At 37.3% G+C, this 17,437-nt stretch carries 18 protein-coding genes and 1 pseudogene; 1 reads left to right on the top strand and 18 read right to left on the bottom strand.

Features of this window, described 5'->3' with window-relative positions:
* Positions 1-2 precede the first annotated feature (2 nt).
* Entirely contained in the window at positions 3-956 is a 954-nt protein-coding gene (gene hemC / locus MHI51_RS24640; protein ID WP_076129403.1) for a hydroxymethylbilane synthase, read from the bottom strand.
* 211 nt (positions 957-1,167) lie between these two features.
* Here hemC and MHI51_RS24645 point away from each other — a divergent pair.
* Positions 1,168-1,359, top strand: a pseudogene (locus tag MHI51_RS24645) (DUF1720 domain-containing protein); the annotation flags it as partial.
* Between the two features lie 35 nt (positions 1,360-1,394).
* Here the strand turns inward: MHI51_RS24645 and MHI51_RS24650 are convergent.
* From MHI51_RS24650 to MHI51_RS24730, 17 genes are all read right to left on the bottom strand, one after another.
* A complete protein-coding gene (locus tag MHI51_RS24650; protein ID WP_076220853.1) occupies positions 1,395-1,589 on the bottom strand; it encodes a hypothetical protein in 195 nt (64 codons plus the stop codon).
* Positions 1,590-1,710: 121 nt separating this feature from the next.
* A complete protein-coding gene (locus tag MHI51_RS24655; RefSeq protein WP_405173321.1) occupies positions 1,711-2,358 on the bottom strand; it encodes a bifunctional precorrin-2 dehydrogenase/sirohydrochlorin ferrochelatase in 648 nt (215 codons plus the stop codon).
* A 5-nt stretch (positions 2,359-2,363) separates the two neighbouring features.
* Positions 2,364-3,191, bottom strand: a complete 828-nt coding sequence (gene ccsA, locus MHI51_RS24660) for a cytochrome c biogenesis protein CcsA (RefSeq protein WP_076129405.1) — start codon at positions 3,189-3,191, stop codon at positions 2,364-2,366.
* 5 nt (positions 3,192-3,196) lie between these two features.
* Entirely contained in the window at positions 3,197-4,594 is a 1,398-nt protein-coding gene (gene hemA / locus MHI51_RS24665) for a glutamyl-tRNA reductase (RefSeq protein ID WP_076186087.1), read from the bottom strand.
* A gap of 484 nt (positions 4,595-5,078) precedes the next feature.
* A complete protein-coding gene (locus MHI51_RS24670; RefSeq protein ID WP_342410095.1) occupies positions 5,079-5,723 on the bottom strand; it encodes a YdcF family protein in 645 nt (214 codons plus the stop codon).
* Positions 5,724-5,726: 3 nt separating this feature from the next.
* On the bottom strand, positions 5,727-6,722 hold the full coding sequence (gene rfbB, locus MHI51_RS24675) for a dTDP-glucose 4,6-dehydratase (RefSeq protein WP_076277495.1): 996 nt from the start codon (positions 6,720-6,722) through the stop codon (positions 5,727-5,729).
* A gap of 33 nt (positions 6,723-6,755) precedes the next feature.
* Positions 6,756-7,316: a dTDP-4-dehydrorhamnose 3,5-epimerase gene (gene rfbC, locus MHI51_RS24680; protein WP_076277496.1), complete on the bottom strand. Its 561-nt coding sequence runs from the start codon at positions 7,314-7,316 to the stop codon at positions 6,756-6,758.
* A gap of 20 nt (positions 7,317-7,336) precedes the next feature.
* Positions 7,337-8,215, bottom strand: a complete 879-nt coding sequence (rfbA, locus tag MHI51_RS24685; RefSeq protein WP_076220842.1) for a glucose-1-phosphate thymidylyltransferase RfbA — start codon at positions 8,213-8,215, stop codon at positions 7,337-7,339.
* A gap of 196 nt (positions 8,216-8,411) precedes the next feature.
* Positions 8,412-9,830, bottom strand: a complete 1,419-nt coding sequence (locus MHI51_RS24690) for a hypothetical protein (RefSeq protein ID WP_076277497.1) — start codon at positions 9,828-9,830, stop codon at positions 8,412-8,414.
* A gap of 70 nt (positions 9,831-9,900) precedes the next feature.
* On the bottom strand, positions 9,901-11,112 hold the full coding sequence (locus tag MHI51_RS24695) for an O-antigen polymerase (protein WP_256719066.1): 1,212 nt from the start codon (positions 11,110-11,112) through the stop codon (positions 9,901-9,903).
* A gap of 69 nt (positions 11,113-11,181) precedes the next feature.
* The gene (locus tag MHI51_RS24700; protein WP_342410096.1) at positions 11,182-12,378 is read right to left on the bottom strand and encodes a glycosyltransferase family 4 protein; all 1,197 of its coding nucleotides are present in this window, start codon (positions 12,376-12,378) and stop codon (positions 11,182-11,184) included.
* Entirely contained in the window at positions 12,356-13,126 is a 771-nt protein-coding gene (locus MHI51_RS24705; RefSeq protein WP_076277500.1) for a glycosyltransferase family 2 protein, read from the bottom strand. The genes MHI51_RS24700 and MHI51_RS24705 overlap by 23 nt, the downstream gene beginning before the upstream one ends.
* Entirely contained in the window at positions 13,127-14,029 is a 903-nt protein-coding gene (locus MHI51_RS24710) for a glycosyltransferase family 2 protein (RefSeq protein WP_076277501.1), read from the bottom strand.
* 26 nt (positions 14,030-14,055) lie between these two features.
* Positions 14,056-14,835 (bottom strand): glycosyltransferase family 2 protein, encoded by a 780-nt coding sequence (locus MHI51_RS24715; protein ID WP_081387590.1) that lies wholly within the window; start codon positions 14,833-14,835, stop codon positions 14,056-14,058.
* A gap of 1 nt (position 14,836) precedes the next feature.
* Positions 14,837-15,685 carry an NAD-dependent epimerase/dehydratase family protein gene (locus MHI51_RS24720; protein WP_076277502.1) on the bottom strand — a complete coding sequence of 283 codons (849 nt, stop codon included), beginning with the start codon at positions 15,683-15,685 and terminating at the stop codon, positions 14,837-14,839.
* Positions 15,682-16,323: a sugar transferase gene (locus tag MHI51_RS24725; protein ID WP_076277503.1), complete on the bottom strand. Its 642-nt coding sequence runs from the start codon at positions 16,321-16,323 to the stop codon at positions 15,682-15,684. Before MHI51_RS24725 ends, MHI51_RS24720 begins: the two co-directional genes overlap by 4 nt.
* A gap of 86 nt (positions 16,324-16,409) precedes the next feature.
* Entirely contained in the window at positions 16,410-17,435 is a 1,026-nt protein-coding gene (locus tag MHI51_RS24730; RefSeq protein ID WP_342410097.1) for a copper amine oxidase N-terminal domain-containing protein, read from the bottom strand.
* Positions 17,436-17,437 lie beyond the last annotated feature (2 nt).

The following is a 17,437-nucleotide window of genomic DNA, read 5'->3' on the forward strand; positions in this document are numbered from 1 at the left end:
ACTCATCCCCTAACGTCTGACAGTATCTTCTCCGCTCCTCTTGCAATCAGCTTTTTAGCGACTTCTTCGCCGAGCTGTACCGGGTCAATCCCCGTGCAAGTTTCTTTCAAAATCGTTGAACCGTCCGGTGTTCCCACCATCCCCGTTAACGAGATTACTTTGTGCTCAGCGGTAGCAGCTTTGGCGGCTGTGTCAAGCACCGCATGAGCACCAATCGGCACTTGGCAGCCGCCATTCAGCACGCCAAGGAACGTGCGCTCCGCCGCTACCGTCAATGCCGTATCGGCGTCGTTGTATAATGCCAGCAGCTTCCGCAGGTCAGCGTCATCTGCGCGGCACTCGATGCCGAGTGCGCCCTGCCCTACAGCGGGCAGGCAAACCTCCGGCGGCAGGTAGGCGCTCACGCGATCCTGCCAGCCCATGCGCGACAGCCCCGCCGCTGCCAGCAGGATTGCGTCGTATTCGCCGCTCTCCAGCTTGCGCAGCCGCGAGTCAATGTTGCCGCGCACGGGCTCAATGACCAGATCAGGCCGCAGCGCAGCGAGCTGGCTGGATCGGCGTAAGCTGCTTGTGCCTACGCGTGCACCCTGAGGCAGCTCGTCTAGCGAGACGCCTCCGTTAGAGATCAAAACATCACGCGGATCGACACGCTTCGGCACAGCACCATTGATCAACCCATCCGGTAACTCGGATGGCATATCCTTCATGCTGTGCACCGCCATGTCGATTTCTTTTTCCAGCATCGCTTGCTCGATTTCTTTCACGAACAACCCTTTGCCGCCTACCTTGGATAAAGTAACGTCAAGAATGCGGTCACCTTTGGTGACGATCTTTTTCACTTCAAAAGTAAAACCAAAACCATGCTCCTCGCTAAGTCGCTCCAGATCAGCAATCACATGTCCCGTTTGCGTCAACGCAAGCGCGCTTTGTCTACTCCCCACTATAACCTTACGCATTTGTCCATTCCTCCTGGTAACGTTCGCCTCTTACTCTTCACCGCAGAACCTTGCACTAGAAATCCAAACCCAAACTAACCAATTAACTACTCTCACTCTAAAAAAGGCATTATTGCCTTTGAATTCGCTACTTCGGATAATCCCCGCCGAATTTGAGGCATTTTTGCCTTTCTTTTAGCTCATTCGGCGACTGTTGCTTATTTTAAGGGCATTGTTACCGTACATTCCGCCATCTCAGCTACTTAAGTCCAATTCAACAGCATTTATACCGTACATTCCACCCTCTAAGCTACTTCAACCCAATTCAACGGGATTTATACCGTACATTCCGCCATCTCAGCTACTTAAGCCCAATTCAACGGGATTTATACCGTACATTCCGCCATCTCAGCTACTTAAGCCCAATTCAACAGTATTTATACCGTACATTCCCCCATCTCAGCTACTTAAGCCCAATTCAACAGTATTTATACCGCTCATTTCGCCATTCCTGCCACTACGAACCAATTCAACAGCATTTATACCGTACATTCCGCCATCTAAGCTATTCCATCCCAATTCAACAGTATTTATACCGTACATTCCGCCATCCCAGCCACTTAAGCCCAATTCAACAGTATCTATACCGTACATTCCACCATCTCAGCCACTACGAGCCAACTCAGCCATTCATTATAGTTACTCAAAACCGCTCATCCACTTCATATCTTAATCTAACCCAATTTTCTAATCTTTACAGTGTCCACGCGCACTTTTACTCCACCCGTTGCTGAGCAATCCAAGCGTCCATATCCTCCGGGCTCCACGCTATGAAGGTACCCTTACTCATCTCGTTCAACACATCCAGCGCGCCTAGCTTCCTCAAAAGCCTTCCACGAACTTCAGCAGAAGGTTCTTTTTCCTTAATCCGGGTTCGCATGGCATGCACAAAATCCAAATATGGCTCATACGCCGCATCCAGCGCTTTTTCAAGCACATTTTTGATCTTCGTTGCCGCAAGCGGGCCAGCACCTGAAGTAGATACAGCTACCGTCAAACGTCCCCTCCGAACCACTCCGGGCGTGATAAAGTTTCCCGCTTCCGCATGGCTGGCCACATTCACATGAATTCCAAGCCGTCTAGACTCCCGCGCAACCTCTTCATTAACCGCCCTATCGTTAGTGGCTGCATATACGAGAAAGGCCCCACGGAGATCTCCGGGAGCATAAGTACGGTCCATCCAGATCAGAAGACCTTTTTCAGCTAGAGAATCAAGCGGATCTGTCAAAGAAGGACTAATCACCTTAACCGCCGCTCCAGCTTCCAACAGCCCGCTCACCTTACGTTCAGCCACGACACCACCGCCAATAACCACACAGTGCTGCCCTTCACAATCCAGCATTATGGGTAAATAACGCGTCATGCCCTTCACTCCCCGCTCCAACCGTGAAAATCAGACCAAGAATTCAACAGAAAATTTAAGATAATAAAAGCATATCCTAAAATCGCCCAGCGAGCCATACTTACTCCACTTTTCCGCCCGGACTTCTTAAAGATAATATAAAATATGTAAATCCCAAGACCGATAAGAGTCGTTAATACTTTTAAATCCTTCAATAAAAGCGTCCGTCCCTCAGATACTATAGATAAACCCGCCACCACCAGCGATATTCCCAGCAAAGGAGTGCCCACCAAAATAGCGGTGTAAGAGTATTTATCTGTAGTCTCCAGGTTCGGCAAACGACGGATCCGGTCGCTCCATTTCTTGCTTTTGAGTCTGGTGTGCAGGAACAAGTACAATATTGCAAAAACCGTCCCTAACGTCAGTGCTGCAAAACTCAAATTTGCCAAAATCACATGCATCGTCAGCCAGCCATACACCGCACTCCAAGTCTCAAGCGTATGTCCACCCGCCGTCAGCCACACCCGATTAAGCAGAAAAACACTAAACCCGGCCATACTGAGCAGCAAAATCGTAAACTCGCCACCACGTGTAAAAGCCACCGCAAGCGAAGTCAGCACAATACTAAACGCAAACCAAAACAAGAAATCATAAGGTGTAAAAATAGGCAGGCCTTTCTCCTGAGAGAAACGAATTCCAAGTCCTGCAACTTGCAAAAGACCCACAACAACAAGAAGCCCCGTGCCTAACCGCTTCCCACCCGGACTCCTTTTAAGGCAATCCGAGAAAACAAACAGCAGGCTCAGGGCATAGACCAGCAGAGCGGCGTCATATATTCCGTTCAGCAGTTGCATATTATTCACCCACCCAGCAAGCCTGCCGGAGCAAGCGCCGTTTTAGGCACAGAGAAATCAGCGCTGCCAGCCGTACGTTCTCCAGAACTAGACTGCTTCACTGAGGCAATATCTCCATCATCTGAATCGGATTTGAGCTGTTCCTGCAACGCAAAGATTTTGGAAAAATAATCAAGAGCTTCATTTCCCTGCTTACCGCCGGACAGCTCTTTAATTACATTGATCGGATCATGCATCATCTGGTTCACAATACTTTTAGTCAGACGGCGGATCACTTTCCGCTGATGCTCGTCCAGCTCGGGCAGCTTATTGAACAGACTTTCCATCGTTTCTTCATGAATCGTATTCGATTTATCCTGGAGCGCCCGGATTACAGGTCTTACACCAAGCGTCTTGAGCCACAGCTGGAACTCATCCATTTCCTCACTGATCATCACTTCAATCTTCGCAGCTTCACTTCGGCGCATTTCCAGATTGTTCTCCACAATGCCCTCCAGATCGTCAATATCATACAAAAAAACATCCGGCACATTTGCCGCCGCAGGATCAATATCACGTGGTACAGCAATATCTATCATAAAAAGCGGCCGCGAAGGGCGGCGTTTCATAGCATGCGCTACCTTATCAGCCGTAAGCACGTACCCGTCTGCTCCTGTCGAGCTGATCACGATATCTACTTCATTTAGAGTTGTTAACGCATCTTCAATCGTGCTCGGCTTACCCGAGAACTTCTCCGCCAATTCAATCGCACGCGACAGCGTACGGTTAGCGACAATCACTTCTGCCGCACCACTACTGTATAGATGCTTCACGGTAAGCTCGCTCATTTTGCCGGCGCCGAGAATCAGCACTTTTTTCCCAGTGAACATGCCAAAAATCCGCTTGCCCAGCTCCACAGCCGCATAACTGACCGATACTGCGCTCTCGCCGATTGACGTTTCACTATGTGCTCTTTTGCCGAGCGTCACCGCTTGCTTGAACAACCGATTGAACCAAGTTCCAGTTACACCCTCAGCCTGAGCTGTGAGAAAAGAACTCCGCACCTGTCCCAGGATCTGCGTCTCCCCAATCACCATGGAATCCAGACCGCAGGTCACGCGGAACAAATGCGCAATCGCCTGCTCGTCTTCATAAATATACATATGCTGAGCAAATTGCTCGCTTTTCACACCAAACCATTGCTCCATAAAGCCGCGGATGAAATAACCAGCCATATGAAGGCGGTCCATCACCACATAAATTTCCGTACGGTTGCAGGTAGCTACTAAGACCCCTTCTAGCACACCCTTCGTCTTCATCAGTTGATGGAGCGCTGCCGGAAGATCACTTTCCGCAAAAGCAAACTGTTCCCGTACCTCCACGGGAGCCGTACGATAATTCAGGCCAACGACGACGATGTGCATCGATAGTTCACCATCCTAGTCTCTATAAGTTGCTGAAATCCAATTATATAAATTAATACCTTACATACCGTTCACTTTCACAACATCTCAAAACACTGTGTTAAGTATATCACACGAAAATAAGACTTTTTACAGATTTTTTGAACGCTTTATGAAATCCAGATAATAATTATTATAAATAAAAAACCGTAGGTTCGCTACGGTTAGGATGAGTTATTTTTAGCTAATTTATAAGGTTATGGAAGTGAGAATGAAATATTATCGCCTACTAGTTCTTAAAATTGTCAAAAAGTCCGTTCTCCAAAAAAATAAGCCACTGCTCAGTGACTTAAAACTTCTCAGCCAAAACAGAAGGTTTTTCCAATAAGCATGACGTTAGCCTATCGGTTGCTCATTTCTCCTTTAACGAATGTAGTATTCCCAGATGATTTACAAACTAAATGGTCTTGACTCATGAGATCACCTCGGAAGTTGGACGAAAATATTAGCGAAACCAGTTCTTAATCTGATCAAGAGTACTTTTTGCCTCCGGACCATTGTAACCAAAGGTGTTGCCGATCATTTTTACATACTCGTTGAACGTTGTTTCTCTACTCCTTCGGTCACTCCACCAGCGTTTAGCGTTATATCCTGATGCAGAACCCAGATACGTCAGCTCAATCTCCGATTTTTTATATACACGACCAAAAAGAAATTTTACTCTCCGCATGTGAAAGTCAGAGGAAACAACCATCGCAGATTTAAAACCGTACTCCTTCATAATAGGAAGGGTGTACTCGGCATTCTGATAAGTGCTATCCGCCGCGTTCTCGGTATAAATAACATCCTGGGGTATGCCTAAGGCTAGAGCGGTTTGGACCATGTCACCCGATTTACTCGTTGACTCTTTGGCATTGGAAAGAATTATATAAGGAGCATAACCTGCTTTATATAACTCTGCTGCCTTTTCCACACGCCCTTGGTCTCCGCTTAGGACGATGATGACATCGGCTTGCTTGGGAGATTCAGTTAGAGCTAGGAAGCGGCCTGCAATGAAAAAACTAGTAATTAACAATAGTAAACATACGACAAGGACCCATCTTTTATTAATTAAATTACCTTTTCTTTTCTTAACCGTTAAGTCGTGCATAAATCACTTATGCGATTCGTTACTAAGGATTTGTTGCCACCATTCAGCATTATCAATATACCATTGGATCGTCTGCGCAATACCTGTCTCAAAAGTATAAGTTGGCTTCCAACCTAAATTCTCAAGTTTCGTTGGATCAATGGCGTAACGTTTATCATGTCCTAATCTATCTGTTACGAATTCAATCAAATCATCAGATTTCCCCAAGGTACTGATAATCGTCTTAACTACTTCAAGATTAGTTCTCTCATTATGACCACCTACATTATAAACTTCACCGCTTACTCCTTGGTGCACGACAAGGTCAATGGCCGCGCAGTGATCCCAGACATGGAGCCAGTCGCGAATATTTTTTCCATCCCCGTATACAGGAACCTTCTCTTCGTTTAATACTCTTGAGATGGTTAGTGGAATCAGTTTTTCAGGAAAATGATAGGGGCCGTAATTGTTCGAGCAGCGTGTTATGTTCATTGGTAACCCAAAGGTCTCATAATAAGCACGGACTAGCAAATCAGACGCTGTTTTACTAGCACTATAAGGACTGTTAGGCTGCAAAGGTGTTTCTTCGGTAAAAAATACAGTAGGATCAAAATCAAGTTCGCCATACACTTCATCCGTAGAGACATGGAGGAATTTAGTAATGCCGAATTTTTTAGCTGCATCCAGTAGTACCTGTGTACCCATAACATTCGTACGAACAAATATCGCAGGATCAGTAATTGAGCGATCCACATGACTCTCCGCAGCGAAATGAACAACATAATCGAATTTTTCCAACTCAAAAAGAGACAATATTGCCTCCCGGTCAGCAATATCAGCTTTAACAAACCGATAATTCGATTTAGACTCAATATCCTTATGTTTCGTTAGATCACCCGCATAAGTTAGCAAATCTAAATTCACAATATCATAATGCGGATATTTATCTACCATATACTGTACGAAGTTGCCTCCAATAAATCCGGCACCACCCGTAACCAGCATCTTTTGCTTACTCAATGAACGCACACTCCCGATCTATTATCTTTAATATTAGTTTTCATAAAAAAAATTCAAATTTGCCTCTTTTAATAAAGGCGCCTTCTCATCTTTGGCAGACAGCACTGGTGTAACATGAATAGGCCATTCGATACCAATAGAAGGATCATTCCACAAAATACCCCCATCACATTCCGGGGCATAAAGCTCATCGCACTTATACTGAACCTCTACGTCTTCTGTTAGTGTCATGAATCCATGAGCGAATCCTTTTGGGATCAGCAGTTGCTTCTTATTCTCAGCACTTAGTTCAATGCCGAACCATTTACTATAGGTAGGACTGCCTTTTCTGATATCTACGGCTACATCAAAAATAGCACCGCGTGTACACCGAACCAGCTTCGTCTGTGCTTTGGGATGCAATTGATAATGCAAACCACGTAATGTTCCTTTAGTTGCAGAGTAGGATTGGTTATCTTGTACAAAATCCATGTCAATTCCATGCTCTTTAAACTTAGCTCCGCTATACGTCTCCATAAACCAACCTCGGTGGTCCCCAAAAACAGCTGGTTCTACGACTAATACACCTTGCAGTAAGGTTTCTTTAATTTTCATGGTTACCACACTTTCAGTTATTAATATTGTATTTTACCTGTAGCTACTTTCATCAAATACTGACCATACCCCGTCTTACTCAACTTCTCCCCACAATTCCACAAATGTTTTTTGTCAATCCATCCATTAATATATGCAATTTCCTCAGGAGCGGCGATCTTGATACCCTGATGATCTTCAATAGTCCGTACAAAGTTAGTTGCGTCGACAAGACTTTGATGAGTTCCTGTATCTAACCACGTGAATCCCCGCCCTAGAAGTTCCACATCGAGCTCACCAAGGTTTAAGTAAGCTTCATTAATGGAGGTAATCTCCAATTCCCCCCTTGAAGAGACCTCAACATTCTTAGCAATCTCAATAACTCTGTTATCATAAAAATATAAACCAGTAATTGCATAGTTAGATTTTGGCTGAGTTGGTTTTTCCTCCACGCTCAACACTTTGCCCTCTTCATTAAATTCGACAACACCGAATCGCTCTGGATCTTGCACATGATATCCGAACACCGTTGCTCCTTGTTGTTTAGTAGAAGCACGTTGCAACATCTTCCGCATTCCATTGCCATAGTAGATATTATCTCCAAGGATCATGGCAACAGAATCATCACCTATAAAAGATTCACCCAAAATAAAAGCCTGAGCTAAACCATCAGGACTTGGTTGCACTTTGTATTGTAATGAGATACCAAATTGAGAACCGTCACCTAATAAGCTTTCAAATCTAGGCGTGTCCTCTGGAGTTGAAATAATAAGAATTTCTTTAATGCCCGCTAACATTAATGTGGATAGCGGATAGTAAATCATTGGTTTGTCGTAAATAGGTAAAAGCTGCTTACTTGTCACCATTGTTAATGGATATAGGCGCGTACCGCTGCCGCCTGCTAGGATAATGCCTTTCATTAATTCACTCTCCCAAATAATATAGAATTAATACTATTTAATATTCTCCTATTACTAATAGAATTAAGAATTAAACGTCTTTATTAATCAAGATAAAAGTCATCAATACCTCAATAAGGTCATAATAAAACTGAAAACTTCAGAAATACTGTAACAAAATAAGGAAGCATAGAATCTAAATTAGAATTAGATTTAACTATACTTTTACTAGTTGTTTTAGATTTATCATTGCGCCTTTAATATCCTTTCTCTTATAGAACAAATACACTCCATACGTAATTAAATATAAAGCCACTCCGATCCATGAATCAATAAACCAACTAGTTAATATGAAGATCAGAGAAATAATCATTTCAAGAAATATATCTTTATATACAGAAACATTGAGTATCTTTGATAAAAGCATCTCTGCCAAACCACAGCGAAAAGCTAGCAGGCCCACAATCGATACAATAATTAACGAGAGATTTTCAAATACTATAGTAAACAATATTGTAATAATGATGCTCAATAACACAGATACCACATTAATAGTAAGCATTAGCTTTTCTTTCCTCAATGTTTTTAAATAAGTATTAATTAATAATGACATTTTCCCTTCATAGACACACATTGGGAAGAGAAGCGCCATAAACATTACGCTCTCATTATATTGTGGTAACCATGCTGATAAGATTACCTTTATTGGGTAGTATGCCGCAAGTAATCCAAGCATAGGGATCATTAAAAAAGTTCGTATAGTTGAATATATAAATGCTAGTTTATCTTTATTTGCCCTTTTTAATACTGGAAAGATAATTACACCGACAGCATTGATAAATATCATCATTAGACTAGAAATACTTAGTGTGAGCGAAACTTTACCAAATGTTGTAACATCCCACGTTCTTTCAATACCAAATCGAACGATTCCAATGATAAACATACTCGCGATGTTTGCAAACATAAGTTTTATCCCTACACTAAAATTCTGAATGATCTCTCTAACATTTAAATGAAAAGCTGAGATTTTATTAAATACTATTTCTCTACAGCAATAAGCTGAATAAAATAAAGTAATAAGTTTCCCAATTATATCAGCAATGATTAATACTTCATATTTTCTAATACCCGCTATTAATAACACTAAAATCATACAACAATACAAAACTTTTTCCATTATTGTTATCTGTGCATATTCCTTAATTCTATTAGTACATTGTAATATATAGATTAACATGAGTCTTACATTAATTATAAGCATACATAATGTTGTCATATTAATTATAAATAGCCTACTAACATTTTCAAATATAATAGTTGAAAAACTAATTATCACTACACCAATTAATACTTGAAAAATAAATAACATCCAAAATTGTGAGAAGAACAAATCTTTATCTAGCTCTTTATATTCCTTTCCTCCATATCGAAGATAGATTCCATCATTCCAACCAAAGTGCAAGAAACCAACATATGATGAATAAAATAGGTATAATTGCCAATATCCATAATCTTCTATACCTATTAACTTTGGTACAACTAAAATAACAATTGTTGAAATGATCATTGATACCAGATTCGACGATAAGGTATATGAGAAATTTTTCATGAAAGCAATGGATTTTTTATTCAATATTCATCCCTCATCATCTTTACTGTAATAACTTGGAAGACAATTTACTAGTGGCCTGTAAACCTATTATTCATTTATATGATCTAAGCTTTCTATCCAAATATACTCCAATAACAGAACCACAAACCAAAATTATCCATTCCGCAGAAGATCTTAATCGCCAATCAAAGAATGAGAAACTAATAATCTGAAAAAAAACGGCTACCCAAATTGCATAAAGATACGAAAGAGTATTTCTGAATTTAAGATAACTACTACTAAAACAGAAGCCAATGAAGAAGATTATTAGTGCACAACCTCCAATCGTAAAATCTTCTATTAATTCACGCAACATTGTACCAACATTCACTCTCATCGGAACATAAAAATCATCTTGGTACAAAGATATATTTATATTGTAACCAATTTTATTTAGCAGATTATATATTGTTAAAAATGTATTTTTCCCAAAAGAAAAGGTAGGATCCTTCAAGAATGCATTTAAAGTTCCTAAAGGAGAGGTAATATATTCAATTAATTTATATACTGTAGGATTTCCATTTGTTATATTGTAAAGAAATTCACTCGAATACACGTTATCGATACCAGCTGTTCTATTCGAACTAATAACTATAAAGAGTATTCCGACTAGTGTTAATACAAATCCAACTTGCATTTTCGAAAACTTACTTTTCACATCACTAGCTAATAATACTCCCACAAACATAAGAGGAGCAAGAACAAGAGAGGCTCTTCCACCACTAGTAAGTTCTTCTAGGGCTATTAAAGCCATTGGGATGATAAATATTTTTTTAAAACCGTATTGTACTGTATATACCGCTGAAAAAATTAAGGAAACATATACCAAAACCCCTAGATAAGGTATTGTCTTAATTCCTTCACTACCAGTAAGTCGAAATAAATAAAGTTCATTTGTTTGTCCAAGTAAATTAAAACCAAACATTCTGAAAAATTGAAATACATTTAGAAGTATGACGCAACCCGATATTAAAGTGATAATTATTATAATATTAAGAATAACCTTTTGGGATTTTATTGAATGAGTAGATGATATTTCAAAATCGACAGTTGCCTTTAATTCTTCATGATATATTTTTTTTGCTATATAGCATCCCATTACATATAAAAGTTGCATAATAAATACAACTCCCCATGTAGTAAGTGTTAGTGGGTAGTACTTTATTAATTTTAGCTCATACAAAAAAACAACAGAACTCCACACATAACAATAAATGCTCACAGGGTTAATCTTTTTTTTATATATATTATTACCAAACAACACTAACAATACATTAAATACTAAATATCCAATAATTATGATTAATTCACTCTCCTTGCAAATATATATAATTTAAATATAGAATTTATTTATAATTTCCAACCAATTATTTGACCAGTCCTTATAATTGTGATGGTTTTCAACGCATTTTCTCGAATTAACTTTCAATTCATCCATTAATTCTTCGTTACACATTAAAGAGTATATTTTATCAGCAATCTCTTCGGCATTTGCATTAGAGGAGAGCTTATCTACTCCATCTATTCCAATTTCACTTAACCCACCTATTTTAGTCATTATCACCGGTTTATTACAAGCCATAGCTTCTAATGCTGATAAGGAAGTTCCTTCTGAAAAAACAGTTGGTATCAGTACAATGTTTGCTGAACGAAATAATTCTACCATCTTCCCTCTATCATTGACGTGCCCCAATAGTTTTATATGATTTTGTATATTTTCACTTTGAATTTTTTTTTCAATATAACCTTTCAACGGTCCAGTACCAACAACTTGCACAACAAATTTATCTGTTTTTTTTAGTAATCTTGTTACTATATCTGGTAATAAGAAAACACCTCGTGCTACATTCAAATTTCTTGGAACTAATATTATTGTCGATTCAGCAGTATTATCGATTTTTGGATTACCGGTAAAAAAATCCAAGTCTACACAATTGTAAATCACATTTATTTTTCCTTTATGTTTCTCTTTTTTAACATAATTGAATATATTATTGTCAACTGATACTAGGCAGTCAATGTTATTAATACCTTTTTTCACTAAAGTCGGTACTACTAATCTAAAGTATATGTATTTTAAAAGTGCAGTAAGTACTCCAAAAATATTTCTATATCTATATTTCACTTCTCTAAACACATAACTGAATAAATCCGTGTCCCATTCAACTCCATGAAATATACCTATACTATTTTTTTGAACTCCTACAAATGCAGCATAATTTGGATAGTTAAAAATTTTAAGTGAATCTTTCTCAATAATTTTTTTGAATTTAAGTGATAAAGTAATTGGGAAAAATATTTTTTCTATTTTGTTTAGCTTAATATGTTTAAGTGTAAATAGTTCAGTGTAAAACTCTTTATTATCATCACCTAATTGATATACAGTTATCTCAGCATCCGAATATTTTTGGTGAATAGCTTCTATTAATTGCATTAAATAAACTTCAGCCCCACCAATAGCAGATAAATTTCCCACATCAAAATTTGATATTTTCCCCAAAAAGTTTCTAGTGAATATTTGTATTTTCATTTTGCACTTCACCCTTTTTCAAGTAATATTTCACAAATTTCACATGATGGTAAAAAGCTAGCGAAGTAGCCCAAGTAAATCCTGCTATTCCATCGAGAAAACCTAATTGAAAAAAGTATTTATACAAGAAAATTATTGGTGGATACATTATAAATGAGATTGGATTCGGTTTCTTACCAGATTCAAATAATTTTTCTGATTCTAAATCTGTGTATCTATCAATTTTCGCAATTAGTTGTGAAACATTTTTATATGCAATGTGCAACATCTTATTTTCTAACTTGGTAATAGTACCACCATTAGTTTCTATATCTTCGTGTATAACCGAATTCCATTTGCAAAAATTTTTATTATACAATCTAATATGATATTGATTATCAAGCCCTGAATGCTTCATCCACCTATTAAAGACAAAATTCTGCATTGGTATATTATAGGCAGCATGTTTTGGATCCTTCAATGTATTTTGTATCTCATTTGCTAACTCGCTACTTATTCTTTCATCTGCATCGATACTTATTATCCAGCTATTTGATGCAAGATTTGCACCATAATTTCTTTGATTTGAATATCCTTTCCATTCATTTTGATAGACCTTATTAGTGTATTTTTTCGCAACTTCTATAGTATTATCATCACTATACGAATCAATTACTACGATTTCATCTACCCAATTTAAAGTATCTAAACACTCTTTTATATTCTTCTCTTCATTTTTTGTTATTATCACTGCAGATATTTTATTCATTTAGTTGCTCCTATTTAATAAAAATATTCTTTTATAAACCCTTAATCTATCAATATAATCTTTCGAATTTATTCTATAAGAAAGAAGCTTTATAGATGATGCTAAAAAATCAGATATCAGCCCTAATTTAGTAATCATATTAAATAGGGATTTTTGATGGGATGAAAAATACTTTTCGATATAAATATATCTATTTTTGTGCATCTGATATAACATTCTCCCTTTAACACTTTTAGTACTAGAACCTCCAATATGTATTATTTGAGCATAAGGTATATAATACATAATCTCACCATTGTCCCAAAATCTTTTACATAAGTCAGTATCTTCTTGATAAAAATAATATTGCTCATCGAAAAGCCCAAATTTCTCAATAGTTTCTCTTCTAATAAACATATATGCTCCACTAATACATTCAACATGGTGCTCTACTTCATAATTATATTTTTGAGAATATCGGTATCGAAAAATGTATTCACAGAAATATGACTTTAAAGTAGGCAACTTGTAGCAATTCTCTTGTAATGATAAATCGCTATTTAGCAATTTAATACCTAACATACTGATCTCTCTATGATTATTCATAAATTCTTTGGCTAGTGTAATATTATCATTTAAAAATATAGTATCACTATTTAATAATAGGACATATTCACCATCAGCGTACAATAAGCCTATATTATTTGCTTTCGCAAATCCTTCATTAGAGCTATTCCTCACTACTTTTATATTATTAAAATTCATTTCTATTAACTTAATGCTATCATCGGAAGAATCATTATCAACAATAATAATTTCATAATTATCATTTGTGCAATACTCTCTAATAGACTTTATACAATTAAATAACACCAATCCACCATTCCAATTAACTATTATTATTGAGACTTTCCCCTTTTCCATTCAATCCCCACCTTGATTTGCTTCATTTAAGTTTCCATTATTTTCTTATACTTTAAAACTGAGCCTATAATATGTCTACACATAAAATAAGCTGAACCCAGAGGATTCATACCTATAAATCTAAATACTTTATAAGTCATTCTAATTGTTTTTAATTTATTACCTGATTTAGAATTTCGTGAGATCCTGTATACCAGAAGAGGTTCGTTAATACCATATGCACATATACCTGTTTTCAGGATTTTCAACCACACCGCATAATCTTCATGCATATCGTCTTTCTCCATCTTTATGTTGTTAAAGAAATGCTTTTTTAGAAGAACAGAAGAACATGAAATCACATTATGCTTTCTTAATTTTTTATAATCTACTAATTCTGGTACTTCAAAAACCCCTTTATAGGAAACCCCTTCCTCATTTATATACGAGGAACCTGTAAATAAAAACTCAGCAGTTGTAGGGCTCAGATAATTCATTTGTTTTTGAAGTTTAGATATATCCCAGATATCATCACTATCCAAAAAAGCAATCCACTCACCTTTTGCCAGGAATATACCTTTATTTCTTGTAGCCGAAACACCTTGATTGTGGTGATTTTCATACAAATGTACACGATCTTCATTTTCGGTTAAATTTTTAACAATGTTCACGGTTTGATCAACCGAACCATCATCGATAATAATAAGTTCCCAATATTGATATGTCTGATTAAGGACAGAATTAATAGAATCCCTTATATATTTTTCACAGTTATAAGCAGGCATAATAATACTGACTAATTTTTCATCCTGTGCTATCTTACTCATTTCAAAGCCTCGTTTCGGATAAAATGATCGATTCATTAAAGTCATTAATACAATATTTTTTCTTATATTCAGAGAGTTTTTTATCATAAACTAAATTACCAAATACTTTATTTAGTGTTCTTGATTTTATAAACCTAAGTAAAGGATTAAATGAATTTAACATATTTATTTTTTTACCATGAACTTTTGCCACAAGCTTAACCAGATGAGAAGTACAAACATATTCTTCATTCTGTGGAAAGTACGTTCCCTCGGCACAATCATCAATCAACAATCTTACAAATTCACAAAAATTATCTATATAAATCATACTTCGTTTATTTTCAATACTAGGAAAAAAGGGGAACCTAAGTGCCATTTTAACCAATTTCGGATAATTACCTCTACAATTTTTACCATATATCATTGGTGGTCTAACGACCGCAACTTTAAATGAATCATTTTCTAGCGTATTTATCAATTTCTCAGCTTCTAATTTAGAACGGCCATAACTACTCTTAGGATTTAAAGTCGAATCTGAAAGAATTAAACCATTATCAATCCCATAAACGCTCATAGAACTCAAAAATATAAAGTGCTTAACTCCCTCCCTTTTTGCTTTGTAAGCAACTTCATATGCTAAATCACGATTCACTTTAAAAAATAATTCTTTGTTTTTTTTCGTTTCCTTAATATGGGCAATACCAGCAGTATGAAATATAACATCATATTTTGAAAAATCTCTTCCCTTCCAGGAATCACTTCTTAAATTTATTGACTCAATGATATAAATATTCGAATACTTTTCAATCCATTTTTTAAAACTTGTACCCACGTAACTATTAGCACCTGTAACAAGTATTTTCTTCATCCTGTTATTATCTCCTCAGTGCTTAAAGAATCATTTTTATTAATTTTTCCAGTCCTACCCTCTACAACACCTTCACTTTTAATAACTCCAGTAATCGTCCTAACAAAACATTTACTATCCATACGGATACCCATTTTTTCAATGTACTCTCCATCCAATTTAGCTTTAATATCGATTGAGAGTTCATCTCTCCCATTAATTTGTGCCCATCCTGTGAGACCCGGCAGTACATCATTTGCACCATATTTATCTCTTTCCTCTATAAGATCATATTGATTCCATAAAGCTGGTCTTGGCCCAACAATACTCATCTCACCTCTCAGAATATTGATAATTTGAGGCAATTCGTCCAAGCTTGTTTTTCTAAGAAATTTACCTACTTTAGTTATAAAAAAATTAGGATCTTCTAACAGATGAGTTGGCATATCTTTGGGTGTATCAATTCGCATAGTCCTAAACTTAAGAATATAAAACTCTTTTTTATTCTTACTCAATCTCTTTTGTTTAAATAGAATAGGACCTTTTGAATTCAATTTTATTATAATTGCTATAATCAAAAAAAAAGGCCATAGCAGGAGAATTCCAATTAGAGCCAAAAAAGTATCAATAGTTTTCTTCACATAAAAATATGAACTCATAATTCAAATCCTTTCTCAGGTATTTATTCAATGTATATCATCTCTATGCTTAAACAGAGAGATGATATTTTACTCTCGAAATTAAATTATTTAGACATTCCTGCAGCCAGATCTTTCCCCAACTGCAGCTGCGATTCAAATTCACTTTTATATTTACCAATAATTTCTGTACTGTAGCCATTACTGTTCAGTTTTTGTTCAGCATCAGTGACTATACTATTAAAGCTAGCAGTAAATGAGGCTAGTTGTTGTACCCCTTTAGCTTTAATACTTTTCTTACTCGCTTCATCTGTTGCTCCTATATACTCAAACGCAATATTCATTAATGTCGATTGGCTTTGATTTTTAAGCGCCGTAAGCTTAGCTTCTGTGTCACTGGTGATAGTTTCATATGAAACCTTTCCAGTTTCCGCAGAACCCCCACCCGCTGCGTCAGTTGTATCCGTTGGTGCTGGTGTTGCTACTGGAGATAAATCCTTACCATTGTTACCTGTTGAACCATTATTGGATTGCTCTTGATAAGCCTTGGAAGCAGCAGTAATGGTCTTCGTCTTCTGATCCCAGCTAATGTTATGACCTACAGATTCCGATAAAAAACGAAGGGGCACATATAAGGACCCATTCAGGATGAAGCTGGATTGACCTGCAGGCAAAGCCTTGGTTGAACCGTTAAATACATAACTTGCCTTAACTTGATTGAGGACAATATTCTTCGATGCTACTGAAGTACTATTCCCGTTCGTTGCATTCATTAGGTATTCTTTAATCACAACTAGTTCTGAACTGCTAGGCTCTGCTACGGTAACTTTAACGTTTTTAGCATCCCAAGCAACACTTTTCTGCAAGGCATATGACATAAAGCGTAATGGAATATAAGTAGTATTGTTGTACATGAATACATACTGACCTGTGGGTGGCTGAATACTCACGCCGTCAAAAATCAAATTCACATTCATACTTTGCACTTTAATCGTAGTAGTTGCAGTCTTAGTCGTTGCATTTGGCACCACCGCAGCTGCCGATACTGATATAGGTGCGGATGCTGTTAATGGCGCTAAACCAATTGAAGCAATTAATGATAAAGCTACTACTGGTAGTGTTACTTTAGACATGC

Origin of the sequence: Paenibacillus sp. FSL H8-0260 (assembly GCF_045040625.1) — a bacterium.
GTDB classification, from domain to species: Bacteria; Bacillota; Bacilli; order Paenibacillales; family Paenibacillaceae; genus Paenibacillus_AQ; species Paenibacillus_AQ odorifer.

What these genes read in the sequence shown, in the direction of transcription:
- hemC (WP_076129403.1), bottom strand. Translation starts at nt 956, where the DNA reads ATGCGTAAGGTTATAGTGGGGAGTAGACAAAGCGCGCTTGCGTTGACG.
- MHI51_RS24650 (WP_076220853.1), bottom strand. Translation starts at nt 1,589, where the DNA reads ATGTACGGTATAGATACTGTTGAATTGGGCTTAAGTGGCTGGGATGGC.
- MHI51_RS24655 (WP_405173321.1), bottom strand. Translation starts at nt 2,358, where the DNA reads ATGACGCGTTATTTACCCATAATGCTGGATTGTGAAGGGCAGCACTGT.
- ccsA (WP_076129405.1), bottom strand. Translation starts at nt 3,191, where the DNA reads ATGCAACTGCTGAACGGAATATATGACGCCGCTCTGCTGGTCTATGCC.
- hemA (WP_076186087.1), bottom strand. Translation starts at nt 4,594, where the DNA reads ATGCACATCGTCGTCGTTGGCCTGAATTATCGTACGGCTCCCGTGGAG.
- MHI51_RS24670 (WP_342410095.1), bottom strand. Translation starts at nt 5,723, where the DNA reads ATGCACGACTTAACGGTTAAGAAAAGAAAAGGTAATTTAATTAATAAA.
- rfbC (WP_076277496.1), bottom strand. Translation starts at nt 7,316, where the DNA reads ATGAAAATTAAAGAAACCTTACTGCAAGGTGTATTAGTCGTAGAACCA.
- rfbA (WP_076220842.1), bottom strand. Translation starts at nt 8,215, where the DNA reads ATGAAAGGCATTATCCTAGCAGGCGGCAGCGGTACGCGCCTATATCCA.
- MHI51_RS24700 (WP_342410096.1), bottom strand. Translation starts at nt 12,378, where the DNA reads ATGAAAATACAAATATTCACTAGAAACTTTTTGGGGAAAATATCAAAT.
- MHI51_RS24705 (WP_076277500.1), bottom strand. Translation starts at nt 13,126, where the DNA reads ATGAATAAAATATCTGCAGTGATAATAACAAAAAATGAAGAGAAGAAT.
- MHI51_RS24710 (WP_076277501.1), bottom strand. Translation starts at nt 14,029, where the DNA reads ATGGAAAAGGGGAAAGTCTCAATAATAATAGTTAATTGGAATGGTGGA.
- MHI51_RS24715 (WP_081387590.1), bottom strand. Translation starts at nt 14,835, where the DNA reads ATGAGTAAGATAGCACAGGATGAAAAATTAGTCAGTATTATTATGCCT.
- MHI51_RS24720 (WP_076277502.1), bottom strand. Translation starts at nt 15,685, where the DNA reads ATGAAGAAAATACTTGTTACAGGTGCTAATAGTTACGTGGGTACAAGT.
- MHI51_RS24725 (WP_076277503.1), bottom strand. Translation starts at nt 16,323, where the DNA reads ATGAGTTCATATTTTTATGTGAAGAAAACTATTGATACTTTTTTGGCT.
- MHI51_RS24730 (WP_342410097.1), bottom strand. Translation starts at nt 17,435, where the DNA reads ATGTCTAAAGTAACACTACCAGTAGTAGCTTTATCATTAATTGCTTCA.